Raw genomic sequence first — 23215 nt, 5'->3', positions numbered from 1 at the left:
GATGCAAATAACCTTTACTGATATCACCCAATGGCTAGGGATACTCTGGTGGCCATTTGTCCGATTTACTGGGCTTTTTCTTATCGCACCATTTTTTGGTGATAACGCGATACCGGTAAGAGTTAAGTTGCTGTTTGCTTTTATTTTTTCTTTGCTTCTCGCTCCCTTAGTGAAGGAGGTTCCTCCATTTAACCCTTTCAGCATCGACACTCTACTGTTCTCTTTTTACCAACTCATATTTGGTTTTTTAATTGGCTTTGCAGTGATGATATTTTTCACTATTTTTTCAATTGCGGGGCAGGCGATTTCCATGCAAATGGGGTTAGCCATGGCAATAATGAATGACCCTGCCAATGGCGTTAGTATCGCCATCATTGGCAGAATCATGTTCATCACCTCTATGTTGCTTTTCCTCTCTTTAGATGGACACCTAGTGATGCTGCTTGTGTTTAAAGAAAGCTTTGAATATTGGCCTCTCAATTCAGCCTTCCCTTTCAACAGCATTGAATACGTCTTGAAAATGGTCTCTTGGATGTTTGCGACCGGCTTACTGGTAGCGGTGCCTGCTATTGTCGTGATGCTATTGAGCAACATCACGTTTGGTTTAATGAACAAAGCGGCACCGTCTCTTAATGTCTTTGCACTTGGTTTCCCAATGACCATGCTACTTGGCTTATTCGCATTAATGGCCTCCCTAACCGGTATTGGCGATCACTATTTTGATCTGGTATTAGAGTTGAACCAGCATCTGCACTATATGTTGAGGCTGCCTAATGTCTGATCATCAAGACTCCGGAGATAAGAGCGAGCAACCCAGTCAACATAAGCTCGCCAAAGCTAGACGAGAAGGGCAAGTACCGCGCGCTAAAGAGTTCGTTTCTTCAATAACCCTTGTCAGCGTCGTTGCTTACTACGTGTTGAATGTAGACATGATTAAACAGACCTTCATAGAACTGTTTCTTGTCAGCTTTCAGTTTGATAGCCAAACGGTCAGCCAGCCAATGGCTATCGTTGAGTTAGTAGGCACCGCGCTTTTTTCGATGATCACGCTATTTTTCCCGCTTCTGATTTATCAAATGATTGCCGCGATCGTCGGCTCAACACTACTTGGTGGGTGGATATTCAGCCCATCTTTATTGATCCCCAAGTGGGAAAAGATAAGCCCACTCAAAGGACTGAAACGCATATTTTCCTCTCAATCGATCGTCGAACTGTTTAAGAACGTCATTAAGGTCTCTCTGTTCTTTACCCTACTGTACTGGGTAATATCGAGCTACATCTCGGTGATCACCAACTTAGTCAGTGCCCACTTTGATACCGTCGTACTTTCCGTAGCAACCATTACCATTGAGTACTTGGGTTACCTTCTTTTAATCGTCTTACTGTTTGGCTTATTTGATTTCCCTTATCAGCGGCATGAATTTACAAAACAGATGAAAATGACCAAGCAAGAGGTCAAAGATGAGCACAAAGACCAAGAAGGTAGGCCCGAGGTTAAAGCTCGAATCCGTCAGATACAGACTCAAAATGCCAAGAGAAGTGCCAATGAGCGCGTGCCTAAAGCGAGCGTTGTGTTAACCAACCCGACCCGTTACGCCATTGCCCTAATTTATGATTTAAGCCAAGCAGAGGCACCGTTTGTTGTCGCGAAAGGGCAAGATGATGTGGCGCTTTACATTAGAGAACTAGCGACTAAAAATGAGGTTGAAGTCGTCGAGAGCCCTGCACTTGCCAGGGCGATTTACAACACCACTCAAATCGACCAAATGGTTCCAAACCAACTCTTTGTCGCGATAGCGCATATTCTAACTTATGTGAATCAGCTAAAAGCATGGCGCAAAGGCGAAAGAAACAAACCCACCAGCTTGCCCCAATTCAACATCCCTAAATCATGGTCCGATCCAAGCGAATAGGCCGCTACTCCACTAGTGATACACATAAAACTGTCGTTTTTATTCAATACCAGCCTAAAGCAGTCGCCTACAATTACAGCCATCGAAACAACAGGAATTAACGCGATGTTAGACATCAAAAAAATCTCAGTACTTAGCGACTTAAGCGAACTTAAAACGGCTTACTTTGCTGAATCTACAGCTCCACTCGATGGCATGTGGCATTTTGGCTTTGTACCTATGTCTGACCATTACGGCTTTTACGAAGATGACAAACTTGTGGGGTATTGCGTATTGAACGGAGAAGGTTACTTACTTCAATTCTACCTAGCACCAACAGCCAACACCAATATAGAAGACTTGTTTACCTTAATCGTAGAAAACAACAGCTCTGTGATTGGTGAAGTGAAAGGCGCATTCGTAAGCACGGCAGAACCACAATACTTGTCACTATGCATGGATAACACCCATTCATTTAAGGTGAACTCCTTGATGTATTGCCAAGACCAAGAAGCTAACTCTAGTCGTAATTCAGGTCGTATTGAAGACATCGAGATGACTCTAGCGACGCAAGAACAACTCGATCAATTAGTCGAATTTGCTTCATCAACGATTGGTGCGCCAAAAGAGTGGTTAACCGGCTACTACGGCAATTTGATTGCCCGCCAAGAGTTATGGGGCTACTGGGAAAATGGCAGCGTTCTCGCAGCCGGTGAGTGCCGTAAGTTCGATGAGCATCAAACACAGTTTGCCGACCTGGGTATGATTGTCGCTCAACAAGAGCGCGGAAAAGGGTTAGCAACGCGTGTTCTTAACTTTCTAAAGCAGCACGCTAACCAGCAAGATTTGGAAGTTATCTGTTCAACAGAAAATAGCAATATTGGCGCGCAAAAAGCTATCACACGCGCTGGGTTGTCATCAAAGCATCGCATCTTACAGTTTGATTTTCGCTAGTTGAAAACTCAGCTTTACCTCGCACTGAGCATGCGCACTCAGTGTGAAGTGAAGCTAAGATGCCAAGCGCAAGCACTTAGTATGGATAAAACTGTCACAGACAACGATATCCACATATAGTGGTAAAGTACTCATCAGAAATAGAAGTTCGAATGATCAATTGGTTACAGTCGCCAAAATCCCCTGAAATCGCTCAGTTCATTGATTGCTACTGGCTTATCGAGAAAACGCCCGATGCCCAAACTCATCAGTTTCCGATACTCAACCCTGACCCTTCAGCGCATTTAATCCTGTCCCCCTGCGATCAGCCGTATCACTACACAATAGAGCAACAGGTCGATCAAGGCGTTGGTTGCCATCTGCTGTTACCACACCATAAAGCCATCGAATTGGATCACTCAAAGCCCTTTGTTCACCTAGGTATTAAATTCCATGTCGGAGCCTTGTACACGTTAGATATTCCAGACTGTCCACACCCCAGCCTAGACAGTGTTAACCCTATCGATCTCGCGAGTTTGTTAGATAATCCTAATGCCGAAGTAATGTCGCTGATCAAGCTCGCTCAAACCGATGTTGAGGCCTGCTGTCAGCAGTTAGATGATTTAATGCTGCCTTGGCTATCGACAGCTAAAACGGATAGGCACAGCGAACTCACACGCAAGGTGTTGGGTGTGCTTGGTTCGACACCGATTGCAGAGCTTGGAGACAAGCTGTTTTGCTCGCAAAGAACATTGGAAAGAAGCTTCAACAAGGTAACAGGGCTGACATTAAAACAGTGCCAATCGATGAACAAACTCGAAGCGATGTTGGAATACTTGTATAAGCGAAATTTGGATGACATCGACTGGATGGACGTCGCCTTTCAATTTGGGTTTAGCGACCAACCGCACCTGATTCGTTACCTAAAGAAAACCATCGGTCTAACACCCAATACTTACGCCAAACAAGGCGGATTAACCATAGATGTGTATGGTGGAGTGAGATCTGACTAACCCACCTTTTCTCTATGACGAACGCACTGTTTATAACGTACACCTCTGTCTTTTGTGCCCCATTCGTAGCAAGTTTTATTGAGTTTAGATTTGCGACTAAATATACTGGGGACATCATCAGACGGAGGACAAAAATGAATAATAAAAACAAACATATAGTTTTAATTCATGGCCTATATATGCCTGCGTTGATCATGCAGTATCTGGATAGAAACTTCAAAAAACGCGGCTTTACAACGCACAAGTTTGCCTACAACTCGCTGCGTTTCCCTTCTGCAGCCAAACGCCTCAATCGCTTCGTAAATGCTCGCTTTAATGAGTACGATGAGGTCTATTTCTTTGGTCACTCACTCGGTGGCTTGCTGATTCGCCACTACTTTAAGTTCTACCAACCCGACTTTGCAGACACCTGCATTATTACCGCAGGTACGCCGCACAATGGGGCAACCATAGCCAAAACGCTTTCGAATCATGGTCTTGGATTTATATTTGGTTCGAGCAAAATGATCTTAAGTGATGGCTTGGGTGACTACGATATTGATGTGCCGATTGGCGTGATTACAGGCACCTACGACGCCGGAGTTGGACGTATTGTACTGGGGAAAAACCCGGGCGATGGCACAGTCACACTCGAAGACGCCAACCTGAGAGGAGCAACGGATACTTACGCCCTCAAACTCAACCACACGGCGCTTGTCTACTCCAAAGAAGTCGTAACACTGTCGGCTCAGTTCATCGAACACAGAGCTTTTAAGGACGCTTCATAGCTTATTTCCATTAGCTTTTGCGCGTTGACTCCTGTATCGAGCTCTGTTCTCTTATATGTGAAAGACAAAAACAAAAATACCACTCTGCGATAAGAGTGGTATTCAAAGATTCATTACTGAAAGTGAGTGCTTGTTACAGACGATTTACTCGCGTTGGTAAAAACACCTCACCCAACATGCATCGCACCGAACCACCGCCAATGTCTTCAATCGTTTTCACGTTAAATGGCAGCAGTTTTCCATGCGTCGAAAGCTGAGCTAACTGGGCTGGAGAAAACGCATCGTAAGCCGATTGAGACATCGCGATCACCTTGTCGCCATTCACGGTTTCAAGCTGCAGGATGTTGCCACAGAAACGGTTCATCTGATCAATTGAGATAGAGATAACCTGCTTATCTTTAGCAAGCGACTTCACCACAAAGCGGCGCTCAAACTCTGGGATCACTTCATCACAGATCACGCAGAAATTATCACCAATCGCCATCATCACATTGGTGTGGTAGATCGGCTGACCAGACGGCAGTGCTGTTTGGAACGAGACCACGCGAGAATAACCAATGCGCTTCGCATAATCTTCTAACACTTCGCGGTCACAACGCTGAGAAAGCGCAGCGTAGATGGTCTTGTTGATATGGTCGATCACCATCACGCCCGTGCTCTCTAGATAAGAACCTTGCGCGATGTAAGACTCTAGAGACTCGCTATGGTTAACAATGCGACCCGACGCTTCTAACGCTTCAATAAGAGCATTTGGCTTAACTTCATTCTGACGGTTTTCACACGCCATAGGGAACGTGAATAAGCTTCCATCACTACAGGTACTGAACCAGTTGTTTGGGAAAACAGCATCCGGAGTTTCAACGCCCAATTCTGGGTAATCAAACTCTACAACTTGCACACCTTCTTTACGCAACGAAGCGACCATCGCCTTAAACTCGGCCATCGTTTCTACTTTCACCTCAGCTTCGGTCAGATTAACTCTGTGCTGAAATTCGTTATCACGTGCTGTTTCTTCGTTAAATTTAAACTCTTTTGGTGGCACCATAACAACGCAATTGGCGTTTTGAACATTAGTGATATGAAGTGATTTTTTGTGTAGGTTTAACATTTCAACCGTCCCTATCTTTTATTTACTTCAGAATTGTAAACAACTTGTTACGACAAGATTCACTGAAAAGAATATTTATTTGAATATTTATCCCAAACAATTACTGCAGATCTTAGATTAATCGGTAATTTTTACTGCAAGATAACAGCACATCAGAAAGAACCAACTGTATGCATATTCGTTAAGTCACTTTATGGATAAATATTCTGATTCCATTTTCTCGCCCATCACGAGTTTTGATTACAATTCAATCCATTTAACGTTAGGATTATCACCGTTGCATAACAATCAATTACGTTTGAAATAAGCTTAACTTTTCCTGTCTAATTCAATCTAAAATAAGCGTCATGAAAGACACTCTTTGGACCTTTCCTGTATCGCTTAGACAAAGTTTTAGTGTTTTAAAGCCAAGTGCCTAAATAGGCGCTAGAACAAAATCCATCGAATGACTTAATACTGATAAGAACCCATGGGCGCTTATATAATTTCAAACTAAGGCAGTTAAATTTCGAATCAAGACCATAAAAACAAAGCTGCACCAACGATGCAGTCGCTTATAGATGCACTAGTTTATAAAGGGAAATCTATGTACAAGAAATTTGAAGGCTTTACTGAAGCCTTTCCAAAGGGAGAGCCGATACAACCTCCTACTGGCATACTGGCATTCTGCCGCCATTACACTCGAGGTTTCGAAAAACCATTGATTTTGCTCGGGTTGATGAGCATGACCATCGCGATCATCGAAGTCGCGCTGTTCGGTTACATGGGGCAATTGGTCGACTGGCTATCAACAAGCAACCCAGACACTTTCTTAGCAGACAACGAATCGACATTGATGGGGCTCGGTATTCTGCTGTTGGTTGTGATGCCAATCTTGATCAGTGTTTACTCGCTATTGCTTCACCAAACTTTGCTGGGCAACTACCCAATGTCGATTCGTTGGTTAGCACACCGCTACCTTTTGAAGCAAAGCCTGTCCTTCTATCAAGATGACTTCGCCGGACGTGTCGCGACCAAAGTGATGCAAACCTCGCTTGCAGTGCGCGAAACTGTGACCAAGATGGTCGATGTGTTTGTCTACGTGACGGTTTACTTCACGGCGATGCTGTTCATGCTTGCTGAATCAGATTGGCGCTTGATGGCTCCGATGCTGATTTGGCTATTCGTTTACATCGGTATTCAACTGCACTTCGTGCCAAAGCTAAAAGACGTGTCTTCAGAGCAAGCGGATGCGCGATCGTTAATGACAGGTCGTATTGTCGATAGTTACACCAACATCGCGACGGTGAAATTGTTCTCACACAGTAAAAGAGAAACCGAATACGCCGAAGAAGGCATGGAAGGCTTCCTAGATACTGTGCACCGCCAAATGCGCTTGGTAACCGGCTTCAACATCTGCGTGGAATTCGCTAACTATCTATTGGTGTTCAGCATTGCGGGTATCTCTATCTACCTATGGCTAGATAGCGCAATCACCGTGGGTGCAATCGCGATTGCGGTCAGCTTGGCTCTGCGTATTAACGGCATGTCGAAATGGATCATGTGGGAAATTGGTGGTCTGTTTGAGAACCTTGGTACCGTGATTGACGGCATTAAAACTCTGTCTAAGCCTATTGCTATTGAAGACAAGAAAGACGCGAAGCCTCTGGAGGTTCCACAAGGCGGTATCAACTTCGACAATGTAAGCTTTAACTACGGTGAGAATAAGGGGGTGATCAACAACCTAAACCTCAACATCAAACCGGGTGAAAAAGTGGGCTTGGTTGGCCGTTCAGGTGCAGGTAAATCGACCCTAGTTAACTTACTTTTGCGTTTCCACGATGTAGAAAGTGGCCGCATCCTGATTGATGACCAAGAGATCTCGAGCGTTACTCAAGATTCTCTGCGTAGCAACATTGGTATGGTGACCCAAGATACTTCACTGCTGCACCGTTCGATCAAAGACAACATTCTTTACGGTCGACCAGAGGCATCAGACGAAGAGGTATACGCGGCGACTAAACAGGCACACGCGCATGAGTTTATCGAAACGCTAACCGACCCGTTTGGCAACGTTGGTTACGATGCTCAAGTGGGTGAACGTGGCGTTAAGCTTTCTGGTGGTCAGCGTCAACGTGTGGCTATCTCACGTGTTCTTCTAAAGAATGCTCCATTACTTGTTCTCGATGAAGCAACTTCTGCACTCGATTCTGAGGTAGAGGCAGCGATTCAAGAGAGCTTGATTGAGCTAATGGAAGGCAAAACGGTTATTGCGATTGCACACCGCCTGTCGACCATCGCAGCGATGGATCGCCTGATCGTGCTTGATGCCGGCAATATCGTAGAAGAAGGCACGCACCAAGAGCTGATTAACCAGAATGGTATTTATGCGCAGCTATGGAATCACCAAACCGGTGGCTTCATTGCCGATGACCTTGAGCAAGCTACAAACGCTTAATTTTTGTGCTATTTTAAAAGTGCGATGTGATTCACAGCAATTTGTTTATTAGCGGTAAATTACACATGGCAGAATGTTATGTCGTAATTATATAATGACATTAACACCAAAGACGCCTCGCTTGCGCGTTCTGGAATAAGGCTAGACTTCGGGGGGAGGCTAGCCTTTTTTATGCCTGCTATTTGGCGCTCTTTGCTACCTGTCCAATAAACTTCATCGATCCTTTTGTTTTTTTCTTGGCGTTTTTTTCTTAAAATGCGCGCAATATTCTTTCTAGAGATCAACCATGAACAAAAGTGTCTTAACTAACGTTATCGCGTTAGCGCTGCTTGCTGGCGGCTATGCGACAGCAAACCAATACTTGCTTTATGCAGGCCTATTCGCCTTTTCTGGTGCCATCACCAACTGGCTTGCGATTCACATGTTGTTCGAGAAAGTACCCGGCCTATACGGTTCTGGAGTGATTCCAGCGCGCTTTGAAGAGTTCAAGGCAGCCATCAAGCAACTGATGATGGAGCAATTCTTTACAGAAAGTAACATCGACCGCTTCCTAAGCAGCGAGATGACAGGAAAGTCGCTCAATCTAGAGCCTGTGATTCAGAAGATCGACTTTAACCCTGCATTCGACTCACTGGTGCATGTTATCGAGAACTCTCAGTTTGGCGGTATGTTGGCAATGTTTGGTGGCACAGAAGCACTAGAGCCAATGAAAGCGCCGTTTGTTGAGAAGATGCAAGAATCTGTGATTGAAATCAGCAAGAGTGATTCTGTAAAAAATGCCATCAAAGACGAGCTAGAATCGCCTGCGATGATGGATGAAATCAAAGAAAACATTGAGGCGATCATCGATCAGCGCTTGAATGAACTAACACCTAAGCTGGTTAAAGAGATGGTTCAGACCATGATCAAGAAACACCTTGGCTGGCTTGTGGTTTGGGGCGGTGTATTCGGTGGTGTGATTGGCTTAATCTCTGCGGCCATTACGCTTTAAGGCGAACAAGTTTATCGGATTGCTCTTTATCTGACGCTCAACAAAAAATGGAAGCTTATTGCTTCCATTTTTTATATCTAAATCACGTTGGTAAGCGAAATTAGGCCACTATTTTAGAGTTGCCAACAACTCAGGGTTCACGCCGAAGCCCTTTTTATGCTCTTCAATCACCACTTCACTACGTGTCTGAATCACACCAGGCAAGGTGCCCAACTTCGTTGCCATAAACGCTTGGTACGCCTTCATGTCTTTCACTCGAACCTTGATCATGGTGTCAAAGTCACCCGACAGTGAGTAGCACTCTTCCACCTCAGGCATCATTTCCACGGCTTGGGCAAATTTGTCGAAGATCGAAAAGCTAGTCTGATCGAGACGGATATGGATAAAGACTTGAACATCGAGTCCCAGCTTTTCTGAACAAAGCTCAGCATGATAGCCCGTGATGTAGCCCTCTTTCTCCAATCGCTTGAGTCTATCAGAGCAAGGTGACGTCGTAAGGTTGACCTGTTTTGCCAGTTCAACAACAGGTAAACGCCCTTTCATATGCAGAATTCTTAGTATCTCTTTATCGATACGATCGAGCTGATGCTGAGACATAACATTCCTTAAACATTCTAAATTCCGCTCAGTATATTCCATACCAAGTGCAATCGAAGAAAACCTCGCTCACACATTTAAAAACTAAATGCACGGATGATATTCACGCCAGATATAAACACATAAAAATAGATAAGAACCCTTATAAATCAAACTCTGGTTATTAACAAATTATTATAGAAATGACCCGATTAACAAATAAGTTGAGCCGGAAACGAAAGAAAGGATATAGGCCAAAGTGAATAATATAATTATCAAAGAGAAAGGATGACTCTATTATGAAAACGCAAGAACTCGCATATAAACCTTACGGTATTGGTTCATGGACACACGTAACGGTATCAAAAGATGTTGCTCAGGCACTAGCAAATGAATACTCAAACTATGGATGGGAAGTGAAGATTGATGGCAATGCCATTGAAGCTGAGCTTGCACTCAAGGCTGCTTAGAAACACAAAAACCTCCTAGCACGGAGGTTTTTTGAATCAAGTTAGTAAGCACTTACTATGAGTTAGGCTAGGCCAACTTGGGGAACAGCACTTCCAGTTTCGCAACGACAATTGCACGTGCGGCAGAAGTGCTGAGTTTCCATATCGTAGTACAGGTTTCCACTAAATAGTTTTGACGTCCATTGCATCATACGGCCAGAAGCTGTCTCGGGCTCTGATTCACAACGTTTCATTATAGACTTATGTAGTGTTGTTTTTTTACATCCTTTGCAATAGAGATCAGGCATACCTTTGTCCTATAGGTCTTTAGTGGTTACTGACAATTGACACATCATGTCCAATTCGGTTCCACAATTCACCGAGCTAATGACAAAAGTGAGCGCCAAGTTCAAAAAATAGCCATTTTTCTGTTTTATTTTTTGACATCACACGCCATTGAGTAAGTTGATCTTTCCCTTCTCACGCAAGATCCTACCGCTTCGATTTACATTGTAAACCCCCATTTCAATATCAGAAAACCTCGAATAAACTTAATTTGAAATAAGACAAAGGTCGTACTCACATAAAAAAATAGAGCCACCGAAGTGACTCTATTGTTCATGTCTTTTGCTAATTCATTGGTATTTTTACAATGTAAATTAGTCTAGCTCAACAAGGTTCTTCTCGAACTCAGCGTGTTGCTTCTTAACTTCGTCTTCAGGCTCGCCCGTAATTAGACTCACGATAACGATAGAAAGAGTCGATAGGATGATTCCCGGTACGATTTCGTAAACATCGAACCAACCGCCCGTGAACTGTTTCCAAAGTACAATCGTAACACCACCAACAACGATACCCGCTAGAGCGCCGTTACGGTTCATACGAGGCCAGTAAAGGCTCAATACGATAGCTGGACCAAACGCAGCACCGAAACCAGCCCATGCGTAAGATACGAGGCCAAGAACTGAACTGTCCGGCGTCATCGCTAGCACAAGAGCAATCAGAGAAATTAGGATTACCGCGAAGCGGCCTACACGAACGATCTCTTCAGACGTTGCGTCTTTCTTCAGAATTTGCTTGTACAAGTCTTCTGCCATTGCAGATGAAGAAACAAGAAGCTGTGAATCAGCAGTACTCATGATTGCCGCTAGGATTGCAGCAAGTAGGATACCGGCGATGACTGGGTGGAACATTGCGTTAACAAGAAGCATGAAGATCTTCTCGCCATCGTCTAGTTTAGGCGCGCCGGAGTTAGTCACGTAGATTAGACCAACAAGACCTACTAGCATTGCACCAACCATAGACAGAGCAGACCATACCACCGCGATACGACGCGCTGTTGTTAGGTCTTTGTTGCTACGTGTTGCTTTGAAACGAGCAAGGATGTGTGGCTGACCGAAGTAACCTAGACCCCATGCCGCTAGCGAGATGATCGCGATAGCAGAAAGTGGCTCACCTTTCACATCATTCCATAGCGTGAGAAGCTCTGGGTTGATGTTGTGAAGATCAGTCGATAGCTGACCAAGACCACCGTTCATCGCTGCGATTGGTACAATCAATAGCGCAGCAGACATCAGCAGACCTTGAACCAAATCCGTCCAAGATACCGCAAGGAAACCACCAAATAGCGTGTAAGAAACCACACATACGGTACCGATGATTACCGCTGTTGTGTAATCTAGGCCGAATACTGTTTCAAACAATTTACCACCTGCTACCAAGCCAGAACTTGTGTAGAAAAGGAAGAATAAAAGGATAAAGAAAGCAGAAATTGTTTGGATCAGCTTAGAATTATCATTGAAACGACGAGATAGGAACTCAGGTAGCGTCAGTGACTCTGTTGTAATGCTGTAAGTACGCAGACGCTTAGCACTGATTAACCAGTTCGCCCAAGTACCAACTAGCAGGCCACCAGCAAGCCAGAATGCTTCAAAACCAGCAGCATAAGCGTAACCCGGTAGACCAAGTAGTAGCCAACCACTCATGTCTGATGCACCAGCAGAAAGTGCAGCAGGCCATGGGCCTAGCGAACGACCACCTAGGAAGTAGTCTGTCGAGCTAGAAGTACGTTTGTAAGCAATAACACCGATTGCCAGCATCATAATTAGATACGCAATGAACGTCGTCGTTATTGCAAAACTGTTTTCTATCATTTGATAGTCCTCATTTGTAAAAAGCCTTCCATGCCTAATTCAATGCAAGACACTCACCGTAAAGGCAAGCGAGTGCATTGAGTTAGGTATTGAGGCTCCAAGGCACTATGAGTTAAATCCAAAGATGGTGAAACCAACAATGGAGAAAACAAAAGTGCTTAGAGCCAATGTTACTGAAGGTTAGTGAGCTTCGCTTCCAAGTTCGAGCAAGGTCGCGTTACCGCCCACGGCTGTTATATTTATAGTTCGCGTACGCTCGGTAATGAAACGCAGCGATAAGTGTGGATCGTGAGCAACATGCATTGCTGTCAGATCCGTTTCAGCTACTAAACTGACGATGGCACCGTCACGCTTAGCAAGTTGTAAATTGATAGCTTGAGCCGTTTGTGAGTTACCTACGTAACCTGCGCTACGTACATCGCAAGACAGCAGCTGTTGAGCCGCGTCGTACGAAGCAACCTGCACCAAGTTCGTCGGTAAATTCGCTTGTTTCGCTGCATCAGCGATCAAGGTGTTGAATTGCACGTCATCACTGCACAATTGCACGCTGTTACCCGCTAATAGTGCTGCGGTAATCATCGCGGTTGCTGTTTGCAGTGCTGGCTCTTTGTCTTGGCAATCATCAACAATCACCAAAGCCACACCACGTCCTGCAGCATACAGCTCGTTTGTTTCACCAGTCGGGCCAGCCATTAGGTGCTGCTCAGAAAGCAGCGCAGAGGCCTGCTCTAGGTGATAAGTTGCCACTGCCGCCAAAGACGTAGATTGGCTTTCGATCTCTGATTTGAATGCAAGTACCTGAGCACTCTTATGATCAAAATCGGTAAGATTCCATTGTTCCCACGCCAAGAAAGCATCAGAAAAACCTGTCACTTGATGAACCATGATACTGCTCCTTATGCCTTGTCTTGTGATTGAGAGAAATGAACATCAGTAAAGCGGTATAGGTAGTGAGGACCACCCGCTTTAGGGCCAGTACCAGACAAGCCTTGACCACCAAATGGTTGTACACCAACAACAGCGCCGACCTGGTCACGGTTGATGTAACAGTTACCCACACGAACGTGTTTTTCGATCCAACGGTAAGTTGTCTCGTTACGGCTGTGGATGCCCATGGTTAAGCCAAAACCGGTTTGGTTAATTTGGTCTACCACTTGCGCCAGTTCACTCGCTTTGAAGCGAACGATATGCAGTACAGGACCAAACTGCTCTTCTTTCAAACAGCTGATGTCATCGATTTCAAATGCACTTGGTGGAACAAAGTCACCATGTTCACAATCCGCTCCTAGAGAAAGTTGAGCCACTTTCTTCTGGGTCTTAGTCATATTTTCTAGGTGCGTCATCAACTTCTGCTTCGCGTTTTGGTCGATAACTGGGCCCACATCCGTTTTATGAAGATGTGGAATACCAACGCTTAGCTCATCCATCGCACCGTGAATTAGTCCAATCACGCGATCTGCAATGTCTTCTTGAATGTAAAGCACACGTAGCGCAGAACAACGTTGACCTGCAGAAGCGAATGCCGAACGAATAACATCACGGACTACCTGTTCAGGCAGTGCGGTACTGTCGACGATCATCGCATTCTGACCACCGGTTTCCGCGATAAACGGAACAGGCTTAGCGTTACGACTCGCCAATGACACGTTGATACGTTGTGCTGTTGGTGTTGACCCCGTAAAGGCAACGCCCGCAATCGCGTCATGACTGGTTAGCGCACTGCCGATCTCAGCGCCACGACCCGGTAGTAACTGAATCGTGCCAGCAGGGAAACCCGCTTCATTCATCAGTTCAACCGCGCGAGCCGCAATCAAGCTTGTTTGCTCTGCAGGTTTCGCCACAACCGTGTTACCCGCCACTAGTGCAGCTGTAATTTGGCCAAGGAAGATCGCCAATGGGAAGTTCCAAGGGCTGATACAAACGAATACACCACGACCTTGTCGCGAAGCGATTCGAGTTAGACCATCAAAGCCTTTTAGCTCAAAACCTTGTAGGTTGTTCGCTTGTTTTGCGTAGTAACGACAGAAGTCGACCGCTTCACGCACTTCATCAATGCTGTCGTGAATTGTCTTACCCGCTTCTTGATGACAAATTGCCACCAGCTCAGCCAGGTTGTCTTCCATCAGGTCAGCCAACTTATCAAGCGCTGCCGCTTTGGTTTCAACTGAAGTTGCGTTCCAATCAGCAAATGCTGCATCAGCGCCAGTGATCGCTGCGGAAACATGATCAAGGTTAGCGAAAGCCACCTGACCCACATTAATTCGACGATCATAAGGTGCAGTCACTTGCTCAACGTTCTGATCAGCCTTGATCATGCTTTCGGCAAGAGATTCGCCGTTGATCACAGGTCCAGCAGTCCATTGATTGTTCAAAAAGCCTTTTACTTGCTCTTCAAACTGATGCGCTTCGCTCTCGATATCAATGTTCACACCGTATGAGTTCTTACGCTCAGGGAATACCGCTGGCGGCAGAGGAATCTTAGTGTTGTTCAACGTATCGAATGCCAAAAGCATGTCGACTGGATGCTGTGTTAGCTCTGCTACAGGGCAACGAGCATCAACCAAACGGTGTACAAACGAGCTGTTTGCACCATTCTCTAACAGACGACGTACTAGGTATGGCAGTAGATCTTTATGGCTACCAACTGGCGCGTAAATACGTACCGACTGTTGGTAAGCTTCCATTGCATGGTTGTAAAGTGAATCACCCATGCCGTGTAAGCGTTGGAATTCAAAGTCTTTATGGTCTGTCATCACTGCAATAGCGGAAACCGTATGAGCATTGTGGCTAGCAAACTGCGGGAAGATATTGCCACGAACACTTGGGCTCAATAGATAACGCGCACACGCTAGGTAGGCTACATCAGTCGCTTCTTTGCGAGTGTAAACAGGGTAGTTATCGAAACCAGCTTGTTGTGACCATTTGATCTCACTATCCCAGTAAGCACCTTTAACTAGGCGAAGTGGGATTAAGTCACCCTGCTCTTTTGCTAGGCGGTTTAGCCAAACTAGAACCGGTAACGCACGCTTTGAATACGCTTGAATAACCAGACCAAACTTGCCCCAGCCTTTCACTAGCTCGCTGCGATACAGTTTTTCGAATAACTTAAGCGAAAGCTCTAGGCGATCCGCTTCTTCTGCATCAATCGTGATCGCAACATCAAGCTCAATCGCACGGCGCAGTAACTGCTCTAGCGTGTCGCATAGCTCAGTCAGTACGCGGTCTTCATTCGCCACTTCATAACGTGGGTGAAGCGCAGAAAGCTTGATAGAAACAGACGGTGCTGGGCTAGATTTTGAAGAGACGTATGTGTCTCGACCTACGGCTTCAATCGCCATTAGGTAATCTTTGAAGTATTTGTTTGCGTCAGCAGTGGTCAGTGCCGCTTCACCTAGCATGTCGTATGAGTAGGTAAAACCTTTGTCACGCATAGACTTACCGTTCTTCTGCGCTTCAGCAATGCTGCGACCAAGAACGAATTGGTGACCCATCACCTTCATCGCTTGGTGCATCGCTTTACGAATCACCGGCTCAGAAAGCTTGTTCACTAAACGGTTAACCGCTTGACCTGCACTCTGCTCTTTAGATGAAAGTCCAACCACCTTGCCTGTTAGCATTAGGCCCCAAGTTGATGCGTTAACAAAAACCGAGTCAGAATTCTTCAGGTGAGATTTCCAATCCGCAACGCTAAGTTTGTCGCGAATCAACGCATCAGCGGTTGCCGAATCAGGAATACGCATCAAGGCTTCCGCCAGACACATCAGCAAGATGCCCTCTTGAGTATCTAAGCTGTATTCAAGCAACAGTGCATCGATCATCTGGATAGAAGTCTTATCCGCACGGATAGCTTCGATCAAAGAAGTCGTTTTGTCTGTGATTTGCTGCTTTTCAGACTCAGAAGGGGTAGCTAGTGGCAGAAGTTGCTCTAGCCATTGGATTTCATCCACCATATATAATGGTGAGATAAGCGTCCAAAGATCAGCAAGCGACTGCTCATTGAATTCTGGCTTTAACACATCAGTAGCTGTAAACATGCGTTTTCCTTAATCTCACACCCGAAAAGAGTTCGGGATCTCTACAATGGCTGCAGTGTATTTAGAGTATATAAGGATTACTTGTCAAAAACTCCGAGTTTTTTGCTAAAAACTCGCTTTATTAACAAAACAAACACAAGGTCACATATGAAACTTTAAAATAATATGCCGTTTTGTTTCACTATTTAACAGAAATTTTCTTTTTGTATTGGGATGGTGACATGCCTTGAAGGCGTGAAAAGGTGTGAGTAAAGGAAGATTGACCGGAGAAACCAGCCAGTTCAGCGACCTGACCAAGGCTTAGATTACCTTGTTCAATTAAACGACGAGAACGGTCGATGCGCTTGCCAAGAACGTACTGGTGAGGGGTAATGCCCATTTGCTCTTTGAATAACATATGGAACTGGCTTTCACCCAAGAACACACTACCCGCAAGCTGCGCGACGGAGATCTTGTTTGCTAAATGCTGTTCTATGTAGCGATCCAACGCTTCAAGATCAAAGCGTGAATCTTTGATTGAGGTTTCAAATGCCGAGATGTGCCTTTGCATCAATGCAATCACCGTATCATTGCACGCACGGCTTAATAACAGATCATCAGGACTGGCCTGCATCTCTTGCACCAACATATGGATAAGCTTTTGAATTTGCGCATCTAATTGGAAGTAGACGTTCGATGATTCTAACTGGTTAATCTTCTCTAGCATCAGAGGGTCATCATCGGTTGGCATAGGCATGTTGAGCACGAGAATATCCGACTGACCAACCACTCCGCCGAAAGCATGATCAGAGCTCGCTGTCACCACACAACCTTGTCCTGGGCCAACAAGATTCCCCTTACCACTCACTTCAAATTCCGCCTGACCTTTTAAACCAATCACCACCTGAGAATAGTGGTGATCGTGGCAATCCATATGCGATGGCAAAGTGATGATCTCAGCAGGACGAGGGCCAGTAAGGCCTAGCGGAGAAAGGTCTAGGTTAGGAAAGGGTAAAGGTTTAGACATGACAGAAAAATACTCGGGTCAACATAGTAAGAATAATACTCTTAAATGCGCATAAGATGAATTTGTAAATGCTCATGAGAGTTATTTGCTCGCGAGAATGAAAAGATCATTATCGCGATCATCTTGATCATGCCTCCGGAAGGATGATCAAGAGTGTACAAACTACGGGCATTGTAAAACCAATCGTTCCGGCGAGTTTAGGGACTTCACAAGCAATCACACAAGCACGAACACGAACACGAACACGAACACGAAAAACATTTTACAGGCTTCTACGACATGGTGGGTAATGTATGGGAATGGACAACCGTTCAGAAAGGCCTAGCGAAAGGTGGCGCGTGGAGCTTCTCTCCTGAAGAAGCAAAAGTGTTTAACGAACTGTACGTACCGCCTTCAACGGCAGCGAACTATCTAGGATTCCGAGTAGTACGAGAGCTGTAGGCTCCCAGTCATAGGCTCAGAACCCCAAATATTTACTCTAGGTTCTCAATTATCACATTGAGCAACATTTATAGGGGAATTCCCCCCTTATGCATAAGCACTCCTAGGAGTAGATTCGTCGATAGAGTAGTAAGTCACTCTGGGTATCAAATTGATGCCTCAGTTTAATTTACCTGACCCTCGTAAATTAGACTGAAAATCTTCTACATGTCGACAAGGCATATCTTGTCTTTAGCCAGCCCCTCTTCAGGCTGGCTTTTTTTTTTGCCTGATTATCACCCTTTATGCCCATCGATTCTCCGTGATTGACACAGTTAGTCAGCAGTCCGTTTAACTGTCAGTCCCCCCTTATTTTTCGTACTCTAATTGCCATTGCAGCGCTATAAGAAACTGATATTATTGCAACATCGCAACACACGAGATAAAACCTTGCCAGATCCACTCAACTCCATACATCGTTCTTTATTCGAACAACTTCCAGGCTGCTGGGGCTGCAAAGATACTGACTCGGTCTTCGTGTACGCCAACCTTGCTTACAACCAATTGATTGGCTTAAAACCCAATGAGACTTGTACTGGCTTGACCGACTTCGACATGCCCAGTCAAACCACCGAGTGCGCACAAGATTTCAGAGCTCAAGACAAACATGCGATGGATACACGCAGTACCCTTAAGATTCTCGATATTCACCCCTATCCAGACGGACGCTGGCACGCCCATATCTTTACTAAAACACCATGGCTTGATGACGACGACAACGTCCAAGGCACCATCTTCTATGGCCAAGAGCTTACCGATACCGCGATCTTAGAGGTCGGTCATTGGGTTTGTCAGGCCACAGGAACAAAAAGCGATCAGGCATCGCTTGCGGGGTCAGAGCCGCGCGTGTCTAAGCTGCAAAAGCGGCTGACTTCGAGAGAATCAGAGGTACTGTTCTTACTGCTTTTCGGCAAGAAACCACAGTACATCGCGTCGACGTTAAACATTTCAATCAAAACGGTCGAAGGTCATGTCGCCAGATTGAAACAGAAGTTTGATGCACGCAGTAAAAGCCAATTGATTGAGTATGCATTGGATTCAGGATTGGGCTCAGTGATCCCAGAAACTCTGCTCAAAAAACAGATCTCTGTTGTTCTTCACAGTGACTGATTGACTGTTCAGCTGAAAATGCAGACAAAAAAATGCCGTTGATTTGATCAGTCTAATCAACGGCATTTTTGGATCTGTTAAGCAGCTAAGCGATCAAGCAGCCTAAGGCGCTAGGCGATCAATATCCCAACTGTTGTCTTGGCGTGAGAACAAGAAACGGTCGTGCAAGCGGTGTTCACCACCCTGCCAGAACTCAATACTATCAACACGAACTCGGAAGCCACCCCAGAAAGAAGGCACAGGAATCTCGCCTTTGGCAAACTTCTGTTTAAGCTCTAGATACTTACCTTCTAAAATCCCACGCGCTGAAATGCGGCTACTCTGCTTACTTGCAATCGCGGCCAATTGGCTCTCTTTTGGACGTGACGAGAAGTACTTCATATTTTCCATAGCGGTCAGCTTTTCAGCCGTGCCCGTAATATGAACTTGTCGTTCGAGTGGATGCCAAGGGAAGTGCAAACTGATTTTGCTGTTGTGCTCAAGCTGGTGCGCTTTGCGGCTACCTAAGTTGGTGTAAAAAACGAACCCGTCTTTATCCACATTCTTCAGCAGAACAATTCGTTGGAATGGCTGACCATTTTCATCAACCGTAGCAACTGTCATGGCAGTAGGGTCCGTCAACTTCGCTTCAATGGCTTGCTCTAGCCATAGATTGAATTGCTCAATCGGGTCTGCGGCCAAGTCTTTGCGTCTCAATCCACCCTTAGCGTATTCGCGACGAATATCTGTCAGTTCCATTTGCTTGCTCCTTTAAATTTTTTTGTGATTTTGCGCCGTAATCCTTTGAAACACAAGTCTAAGCCATGGTTTTGTCTCACAGAAGGTGCTCTGTGTTAACAAGATCTCGGTACTCTCTCCATCATATTGATAATCTTTATACAAACCGATGACAAGCTGAGATCCGAGTGACCAAAATACTGCCTAACCTAATGACACCCTTTGTTTTATTCTCATTGTTATTGGGAGCTGCAGGGCTGACCGCAACCCACTTTATAGCAGTGCAATTCCAAGAAAAAATCGTCACTCAGCAACTCGATGAAGCAGCAAGTAAAGCCAATCTACAAATCGACTCTGAATTGGATAAATTCAAACAGATCCCGGATTTGCTCAGCCATGACCCGCGCTTGCTCTCTTATTTTGACTCATCACCACAAGCAGACAAGATTTCCGCTGCGCAGCTCAATCAATTGCTATTTGAATGGTCGAATCAAAGCCAAGCCGACACCATCTATATTCACGATCCGAACGGTACTGTGGTCGCTTCCAGTAATTACCAAAAGCCTCGCACTTTTGTGGGTGAGAACTTCTCGTTTCGTCCCTACTTTGCTTCTGCCATTCAAGGTAACAACACACAATATGTCGCGCTAGGCGCTCGTTCGAACGTACGCGGTTATTTTCTGTCTTCACCTCTGTATATCGACAAGGAAATTGTTGGCGTTATCACCGTAAAAGTGAGCTTAGAAAATCTCGAAAACATCCTAACCAGCGACGACTTTGAGATCGTAGTACTCGACTCGAACCAAGTGGTCTTTCTATCAAGCCAAGCTCCATGGCTTTATCATTCACTGTTGCCATTAACGCAGCAACAACAAACGGATATCGCACTTCAACGCCAATACGGTCAAAGCGAAATTTCGATCATCGAAGCCTTTCGTTCTTCAAGATCTCAGTCAGAAGCTAGCAACGCCAATCAATCTAGCAACCTTCAATCCAATGAAATCCGAAAAGAGCTCACCGCCAACCAGTTATTCAAGCTTGGTGCTTTTAATCTTTACCCCGCTACCATCAGCAACAACCAGTACCAAGTCGTCGCCCTAAAAGAGACCAGAGCTGAACTTATTAAAATCTTTCAGATCGATGTCATCTTCGTAGTGATTTACAGCTTGGTGATGCTCATCGCTTGGTCTTGGCGCCAGACTTATCTCGCGAAAGTGGCGTTGACCCGACTCAACCAAAACCTAGAGCAAACCGTTGATAAACGTACCCACTACTTGAAGCAATCCAATCAGCAGCTGCAACAAACCCTTTTTCAATACCAAGAGTCGCAGTCGAAGTTGAAACAGACAGAACAAGAGCTGACACAAACCGCAAAACTAGCGGTACTCGGTGAGCTGTCAGCCAGCATTAACCACGAAATCAACCAACCACTTGCAGCACTGCGAACCTACAGTGAAAACAGCTTAAAGCTACTGGAAATGGAACGAACCGATTTAGTGAAAAGCAATCTTGAGAAAATGATTGGCCTCAACAACACCATTACCGACATCATCGCGCGACTCAAAGTCTTTACTCGCAAGGTCACTAAACAAGAGCATCATGTGGCGAACCTGCACCAAGCGGTCAACAACGCCACCAGTATTCTCAGTGCGCTGATGATCAAGCAAGGCATTACGCTAAGGCTAAGCACGGTGCCAGATGACATCAATATTGCGATTCATCCAACCGAACTCGAACAAGTACTAGTGAACCTGATTCACAACGCGATTCAAGCGCTGCAACAACAAGTTCTTGAACAGAAAATCTTGCAGGAGCAACAAAACCTGGAAAGCGTTGACCAACAGGCTAGCCCACAGATAGGCATCGAATGGCAACTTCATCACAACGCTTGTCAGCTGATCATTTGGGATAACGGAATTGGCATGCCAGATGACAAACTAGAACAGCTGTTCGACCCGTTTTTCACCACCAAACCGGAAGGTTTAGGGCTAGGGCTTTCAATATCGAAACGGATTATTGAAGCGTATCACGGCACGATCAGCGCGAACCGGTTAGAGCCTTCAGGCATGGTATTCTCGCTAAACATCCCGTTATATAACGATAAGGGCTAACACGCCGTTGTTATCGCTGATTAGAAAACGAATCTCACATACTGCTAATCTCACCTACTGCTAAGGAATCGGCTTTTGCACTCTATGCCTAAACTCTATTTTGTCGACGATGAACCCGCCATTCGAGACTCCGTAGAACAAGCCATGCTCATTGAAGGCATCGATATTGTCTGCTTTCCCAATGCTATTGAGGCATTAAAGAAAATAGATACCACGCAAGCCGGAATTGTCGTCACCGATATTCACATGCCGGTGATGGATGGCATTCAATTGACGCAAAAGTTACTGAGCCAAAATCCTCATTTTCAGGTCATCGTACTTACCGGACATGGTGACGTGCAAACCGCGGTATCCGCAATGAAAGCCGGCGCTTACGATTTTCTGGAAAAGCCATTTGTGGTCGATGCCCTACTCACTGCCGTTAAAAAAGCCGCAGATAAACTCGCACTGGTTGAAGAGAACAACCTATTGCGCAAAGAGTTGGCAATGCAAAATCAGGTTGGCCCAAAACTGATTGGTCAATCTCCATCAATGCAGGCATTGCGCCGAGAATTGATCTCCCTAGATACCAAAACTAACCCACTTCTATTGTTTGTTGGTGATTTAGGGACGGGGAAAAGGGTCACTGCACAATACACCCATGATTTACACAGTCATCAAACCGCGGAGCTTTGCCCTGTCGCGGCGTTTAATTTGCCACGCAGTGACGAAGCGACATTCCATCAGTTTGTTTTGCAACTGTTCTTAAAGCATCAAGGTGGAACACTCTATATCCATGAAACAGAAGCGTTAACTTCGCAGCAATGGCTATGGTTAGCCGCTCTAAAACCCACTCTACTTCATGAAAACTCATGCAAGACCAATGCAACTTGTATCATTATCGCAACTACAGTAGTTCCTACTACAATTACAGGTGAACTACGCCGGTTTAATTTACTACCCTTGGCGCAAAGAACGGAAGATATTGGCTCTTTATTCAAACACTTTGCTCGTGGTGCGGCCAGTCGCTATCAGCTGCCACCCCCCGTCATTACAGAAAAAGAGATTCAGCGACTCATTGCAACGCATTGGACGGAGAACATTCGTCAGCTTCGCCAACATGCCGAACTCAGAGTGCTGACTCAAATTAAGCAGCCGTCGCTCGACAGCGATACTGATGAGCAAAATGAACTCGATATGAGCATTGAAGAGCAACAACAGTCGTTAAACCAACGCACCGATAGCTTTGAACAAATTATCTTGATTGAGGCACTACATCGCCATCAAGGTCGTTTAAAAGAGGTACAACAAGAGCTGCAGGTATCGAGAAAAACACTGTATGACAAACTAAGAAAGCACCAACTCGATAAAACGGATTTCAAGAACCGATAGGTCTTAAAAAATATATAAATTCAAAGATTTAAAGGAACAAAATCTTAACATTTATCAGAAGTAAGAA

At 45.2% G+C, this 23215-nt stretch carries 18 protein-coding genes and 1 pseudogene; 12 read left to right on the top strand and 7 right to left on the bottom strand.

Features of this window, described 5'->3' with window-relative positions:
• The first annotated feature begins 1 nt into the window (after position 1).
• The 5 genes from fliR to AB4517_RS05840 all read left to right on the top strand — a co-directional run bounded on the left by fliR (position 2) and on the right by AB4517_RS05840 (position 4605).
• Entirely contained in the window at positions 2-781 is a 780-nt protein-coding gene (gene fliR, locus AB4517_RS05860) for a flagellar biosynthetic protein FliR (RefSeq protein ID WP_050651150.1), read from the top strand.
• Entirely contained in the window at positions 774-1913 is a 1140-nt protein-coding gene (gene flhB, locus AB4517_RS05855) for a flagellar biosynthesis protein FlhB (RefSeq protein WP_372148045.1), read from the top strand. The genes fliR and flhB overlap by 8 nt, the downstream gene beginning before the upstream one ends.
• A gap of 105 nt (positions 1914-2018) precedes the next feature.
• Positions 2019-2846 (top strand): GNAT family N-acetyltransferase, encoded by an 828-nt coding sequence (locus AB4517_RS05850; protein WP_065584472.1) that lies wholly within the window; start codon positions 2019-2021, stop codon positions 2844-2846.
• A 152-nt stretch (positions 2847-2998) separates the two neighbouring features.
• Positions 2999-3838 (top strand): helix-turn-helix domain-containing protein, encoded by an 840-nt coding sequence (locus tag AB4517_RS05845; RefSeq protein WP_372148044.1) that lies wholly within the window; start codon positions 2999-3001, stop codon positions 3836-3838.
• 134 nt (positions 3839-3972) lie between these two features.
• A complete protein-coding gene (locus AB4517_RS05840) occupies positions 3973-4605 on the top strand; it encodes a triacylglycerol lipase (RefSeq protein WP_017082886.1) in 633 nt (210 codons plus the stop codon).
• Between the two features lie 133 nt (positions 4606-4738).
• Here the strand turns inward: AB4517_RS05840 and AB4517_RS05835 are convergent, their stop codons facing one another.
• A complete protein-coding gene (locus AB4517_RS05835) occupies positions 4739-5713 on the bottom strand; it encodes an arginine deiminase-related protein (RefSeq protein WP_017061193.1) in 975 nt (324 codons plus the stop codon).
• A 586-nt stretch (positions 5714-6299) separates the two neighbouring features.
• On the opposite strand from AB4517_RS05835, the gene AB4517_RS05830 reads away from it, so the two are divergent.
• Positions 6300-8150 (top strand): ABC transporter ATP-binding protein, encoded by a 1851-nt coding sequence (locus tag AB4517_RS05830; RefSeq protein ID WP_065584473.1) that lies wholly within the window; start codon positions 6300-6302, stop codon positions 8148-8150.
• Between the two features lie 286 nt (positions 8151-8436).
• Positions 8437-9141: a hypothetical protein gene (locus AB4517_RS05825; protein ID WP_017065155.1), complete on the top strand. Its 705-nt coding sequence runs from the start codon at positions 8437-8439 to the stop codon at positions 9139-9141.
• Between the two features lie 108 nt (positions 9142-9249).
• Here the strand turns inward: AB4517_RS05825 and AB4517_RS05820 are convergent, their stop codons facing one another.
• Positions 9250-9738, bottom strand: a complete 489-nt coding sequence (locus AB4517_RS05820; RefSeq protein ID WP_004732526.1) for an Lrp/AsnC family transcriptional regulator — start codon at positions 9736-9738, stop codon at positions 9250-9252.
• 278 nt (positions 9739-10016) lie between these two features.
• On the opposite strand from AB4517_RS05820, the gene AB4517_RS05815 reads away from it, so the two are divergent.
• Positions 10017-10187 carry a hypothetical protein gene (locus tag AB4517_RS05815; RefSeq protein WP_017070161.1) on the top strand — a complete coding sequence of 57 codons (171 nt, stop codon included), beginning with the start codon at positions 10017-10019 and terminating at the stop codon, positions 10185-10187.
• A gap of 638 nt (positions 10188-10825) precedes the next feature.
• Here AB4517_RS05815 and putP read toward each other — a convergent pair.
• The 4 genes from putP to AB4517_RS05795 all read right to left on the bottom strand — a co-directional run bounded on the left by putP (position 10826) and on the right by AB4517_RS05795 (position 17359).
• Positions 10826-12316, bottom strand: a complete 1491-nt coding sequence (gene putP / locus AB4517_RS05810) for a sodium/proline symporter PutP (protein WP_372148058.1) — start codon at positions 12314-12316, stop codon at positions 10826-10828.
• 183 nt (positions 12317-12499) lie between these two features.
• Positions 12500-13204, bottom strand: coding sequence for a hypothetical protein (locus AB4517_RS05805; RefSeq protein WP_004736898.1), 705 nt, complete (start codon positions 13202-13204; stop codon positions 12500-12502).
• A gap of 11 nt (positions 13205-13215) precedes the next feature.
• Positions 13216-16353: a bifunctional proline dehydrogenase/L-glutamate gamma-semialdehyde dehydrogenase PutA gene (gene putA / locus AB4517_RS05800; RefSeq protein WP_372148043.1), complete on the bottom strand. Its 3138-nt coding sequence runs from the start codon at positions 16351-16353 to the stop codon at positions 13216-13218.
• A gap of 181 nt (positions 16354-16534) precedes the next feature.
• Positions 16535-17359: an AraC family transcriptional regulator gene (locus tag AB4517_RS05795; protein WP_017065150.1), complete on the bottom strand. Its 825-nt coding sequence runs from the start codon at positions 17357-17359 to the stop codon at positions 16535-16537.
• A 261-nt stretch (positions 17360-17620) separates the two neighbouring features.
• Between AB4517_RS05795 and AB4517_RS05790 the strand changes: the two are divergent.
• A pseudogene (locus AB4517_RS05790) lies at positions 17621-17800 on the top strand (SUMF1/EgtB/PvdO family nonheme iron enzyme); the annotation flags it as partial.
• A 366-nt stretch (positions 17801-18166) separates the two neighbouring features.
• Positions 18167-18949 carry a PAS domain-containing protein gene (locus AB4517_RS05785; protein ID WP_372148042.1) on the top strand — a complete coding sequence of 261 codons (783 nt, stop codon included), beginning with the start codon at positions 18167-18169 and terminating at the stop codon, positions 18947-18949.
• A 102-nt stretch (positions 18950-19051) separates the two neighbouring features.
• Here the strand turns inward: AB4517_RS05785 and pdxH are convergent, their stop codons facing one another.
• A complete protein-coding gene (gene pdxH, locus AB4517_RS05780; RefSeq protein WP_017061203.1) occupies positions 19052-19687 on the bottom strand; it encodes a pyridoxamine 5'-phosphate oxidase in 636 nt (211 codons plus the stop codon).
• A 167-nt stretch (positions 19688-19854) separates the two neighbouring features.
• Between pdxH and AB4517_RS05775 the strand changes: the two genes are divergently transcribed.
• Positions 19855-21777: an ATP-binding protein gene (locus tag AB4517_RS05775; protein WP_372148041.1), complete on the top strand. Its 1923-nt coding sequence runs from the start codon at positions 19855-19857 to the stop codon at positions 21775-21777.
• An 84-nt stretch (positions 21778-21861) separates the two neighbouring features.
• Positions 21862-23148 carry a sigma-54-dependent transcriptional regulator gene (locus AB4517_RS05770; protein ID WP_372148040.1) on the top strand — a complete coding sequence of 429 codons (1287 nt, stop codon included), beginning with the start codon at positions 21862-21864 and terminating at the stop codon, positions 23146-23148.
• The last annotated feature ends 67 nt before the right edge of the window (positions 23149-23215 follow it).

It is taken from the genome of Vibrio sp. 10N.222.52.C3, assembly GCF_041474195.1.
Classification (GTDB): Bacteria; Pseudomonadota; Gammaproteobacteria; order Enterobacterales; family Vibrionaceae; genus Vibrio; species Vibrio crassostreae_C.
The sequence above is the reverse complement of the archived record's forward strand: the minus strand, read 5'-3'. Positions and strand labels throughout refer to the sequence as shown.

Bases quoted from the DNA above. Each gene is read 5' to 3' on its own strand.
- fliR (WP_050651150.1), top strand. From the start codon at position 2: ATGCAAATAACCTTTACTGATATCACCCAATGGCTAGGGATACTCTGG.
- flhB (WP_372148045.1), top strand. From the start codon at position 774: ATGTCTGATCATCAAGACTCCGGAGATAAGAGCGAGCAACCCAGTCAA.
- AB4517_RS05850 (WP_065584472.1), top strand. From the start codon at position 2,019: ATGTTAGACATCAAAAAAATCTCAGTACTTAGCGACTTAAGCGAACTT.
- AB4517_RS05845 (WP_372148044.1), top strand. From the start codon at position 2,999: ATGATCAATTGGTTACAGTCGCCAAAATCCCCTGAAATCGCTCAGTTC.
- AB4517_RS05840 (WP_017082886.1), top strand. From the start codon at position 3,973: ATGAATAATAAAAACAAACATATAGTTTTAATTCATGGCCTATATATG.
- AB4517_RS05835 (WP_017061193.1), bottom strand. From the start codon at position 5,713: ATGTTAAACCTACACAAAAAATCACTTCATATCACTAATGTTCAAAAC.
- AB4517_RS05830 (WP_065584473.1), top strand. From the start codon at position 6,300: ATGTACAAGAAATTTGAAGGCTTTACTGAAGCCTTTCCAAAGGGAGAG.
- AB4517_RS05825 (WP_017065155.1), top strand. From the start codon at position 8,437: ATGAACAAAAGTGTCTTAACTAACGTTATCGCGTTAGCGCTGCTTGCT.
- AB4517_RS05820 (WP_004732526.1), bottom strand. From the start codon at position 9,738: ATGTCTCAGCATCAGCTCGATCGTATCGATAAAGAGATACTAAGAATT.
- AB4517_RS05815 (WP_017070161.1), top strand. From the start codon at position 10,017: ATGAAAACGCAAGAACTCGCATATAAACCTTACGGTATTGGTTCATGG.
- AB4517_RS05805 (WP_004736898.1), bottom strand. From the start codon at position 13,204: ATGGTTCATCAAGTGACAGGTTTTTCTGATGCTTTCTTGGCGTGGGAA.
- putA (WP_372148043.1), bottom strand. From the start codon at position 16,353: ATGTTTACAGCTACTGATGTGTTAAAGCCAGAATTCAATGAGCAGTCG.
- AB4517_RS05795 (WP_017065150.1), bottom strand. From the start codon at position 17,359: ATGTCTAAACCTTTACCCTTTCCTAACCTAGACCTTTCTCCGCTAGGC.
- pdxH (WP_017061203.1), bottom strand. From the start codon at position 19,687: ATGGAACTGACAGATATTCGTCGCGAATACGCTAAGGGTGGATTGAGA.
- AB4517_RS05770 (WP_372148040.1), top strand. From the start codon at position 21,862: ATGCCTAAACTCTATTTTGTCGACGATGAACCCGCCATTCGAGACTCC.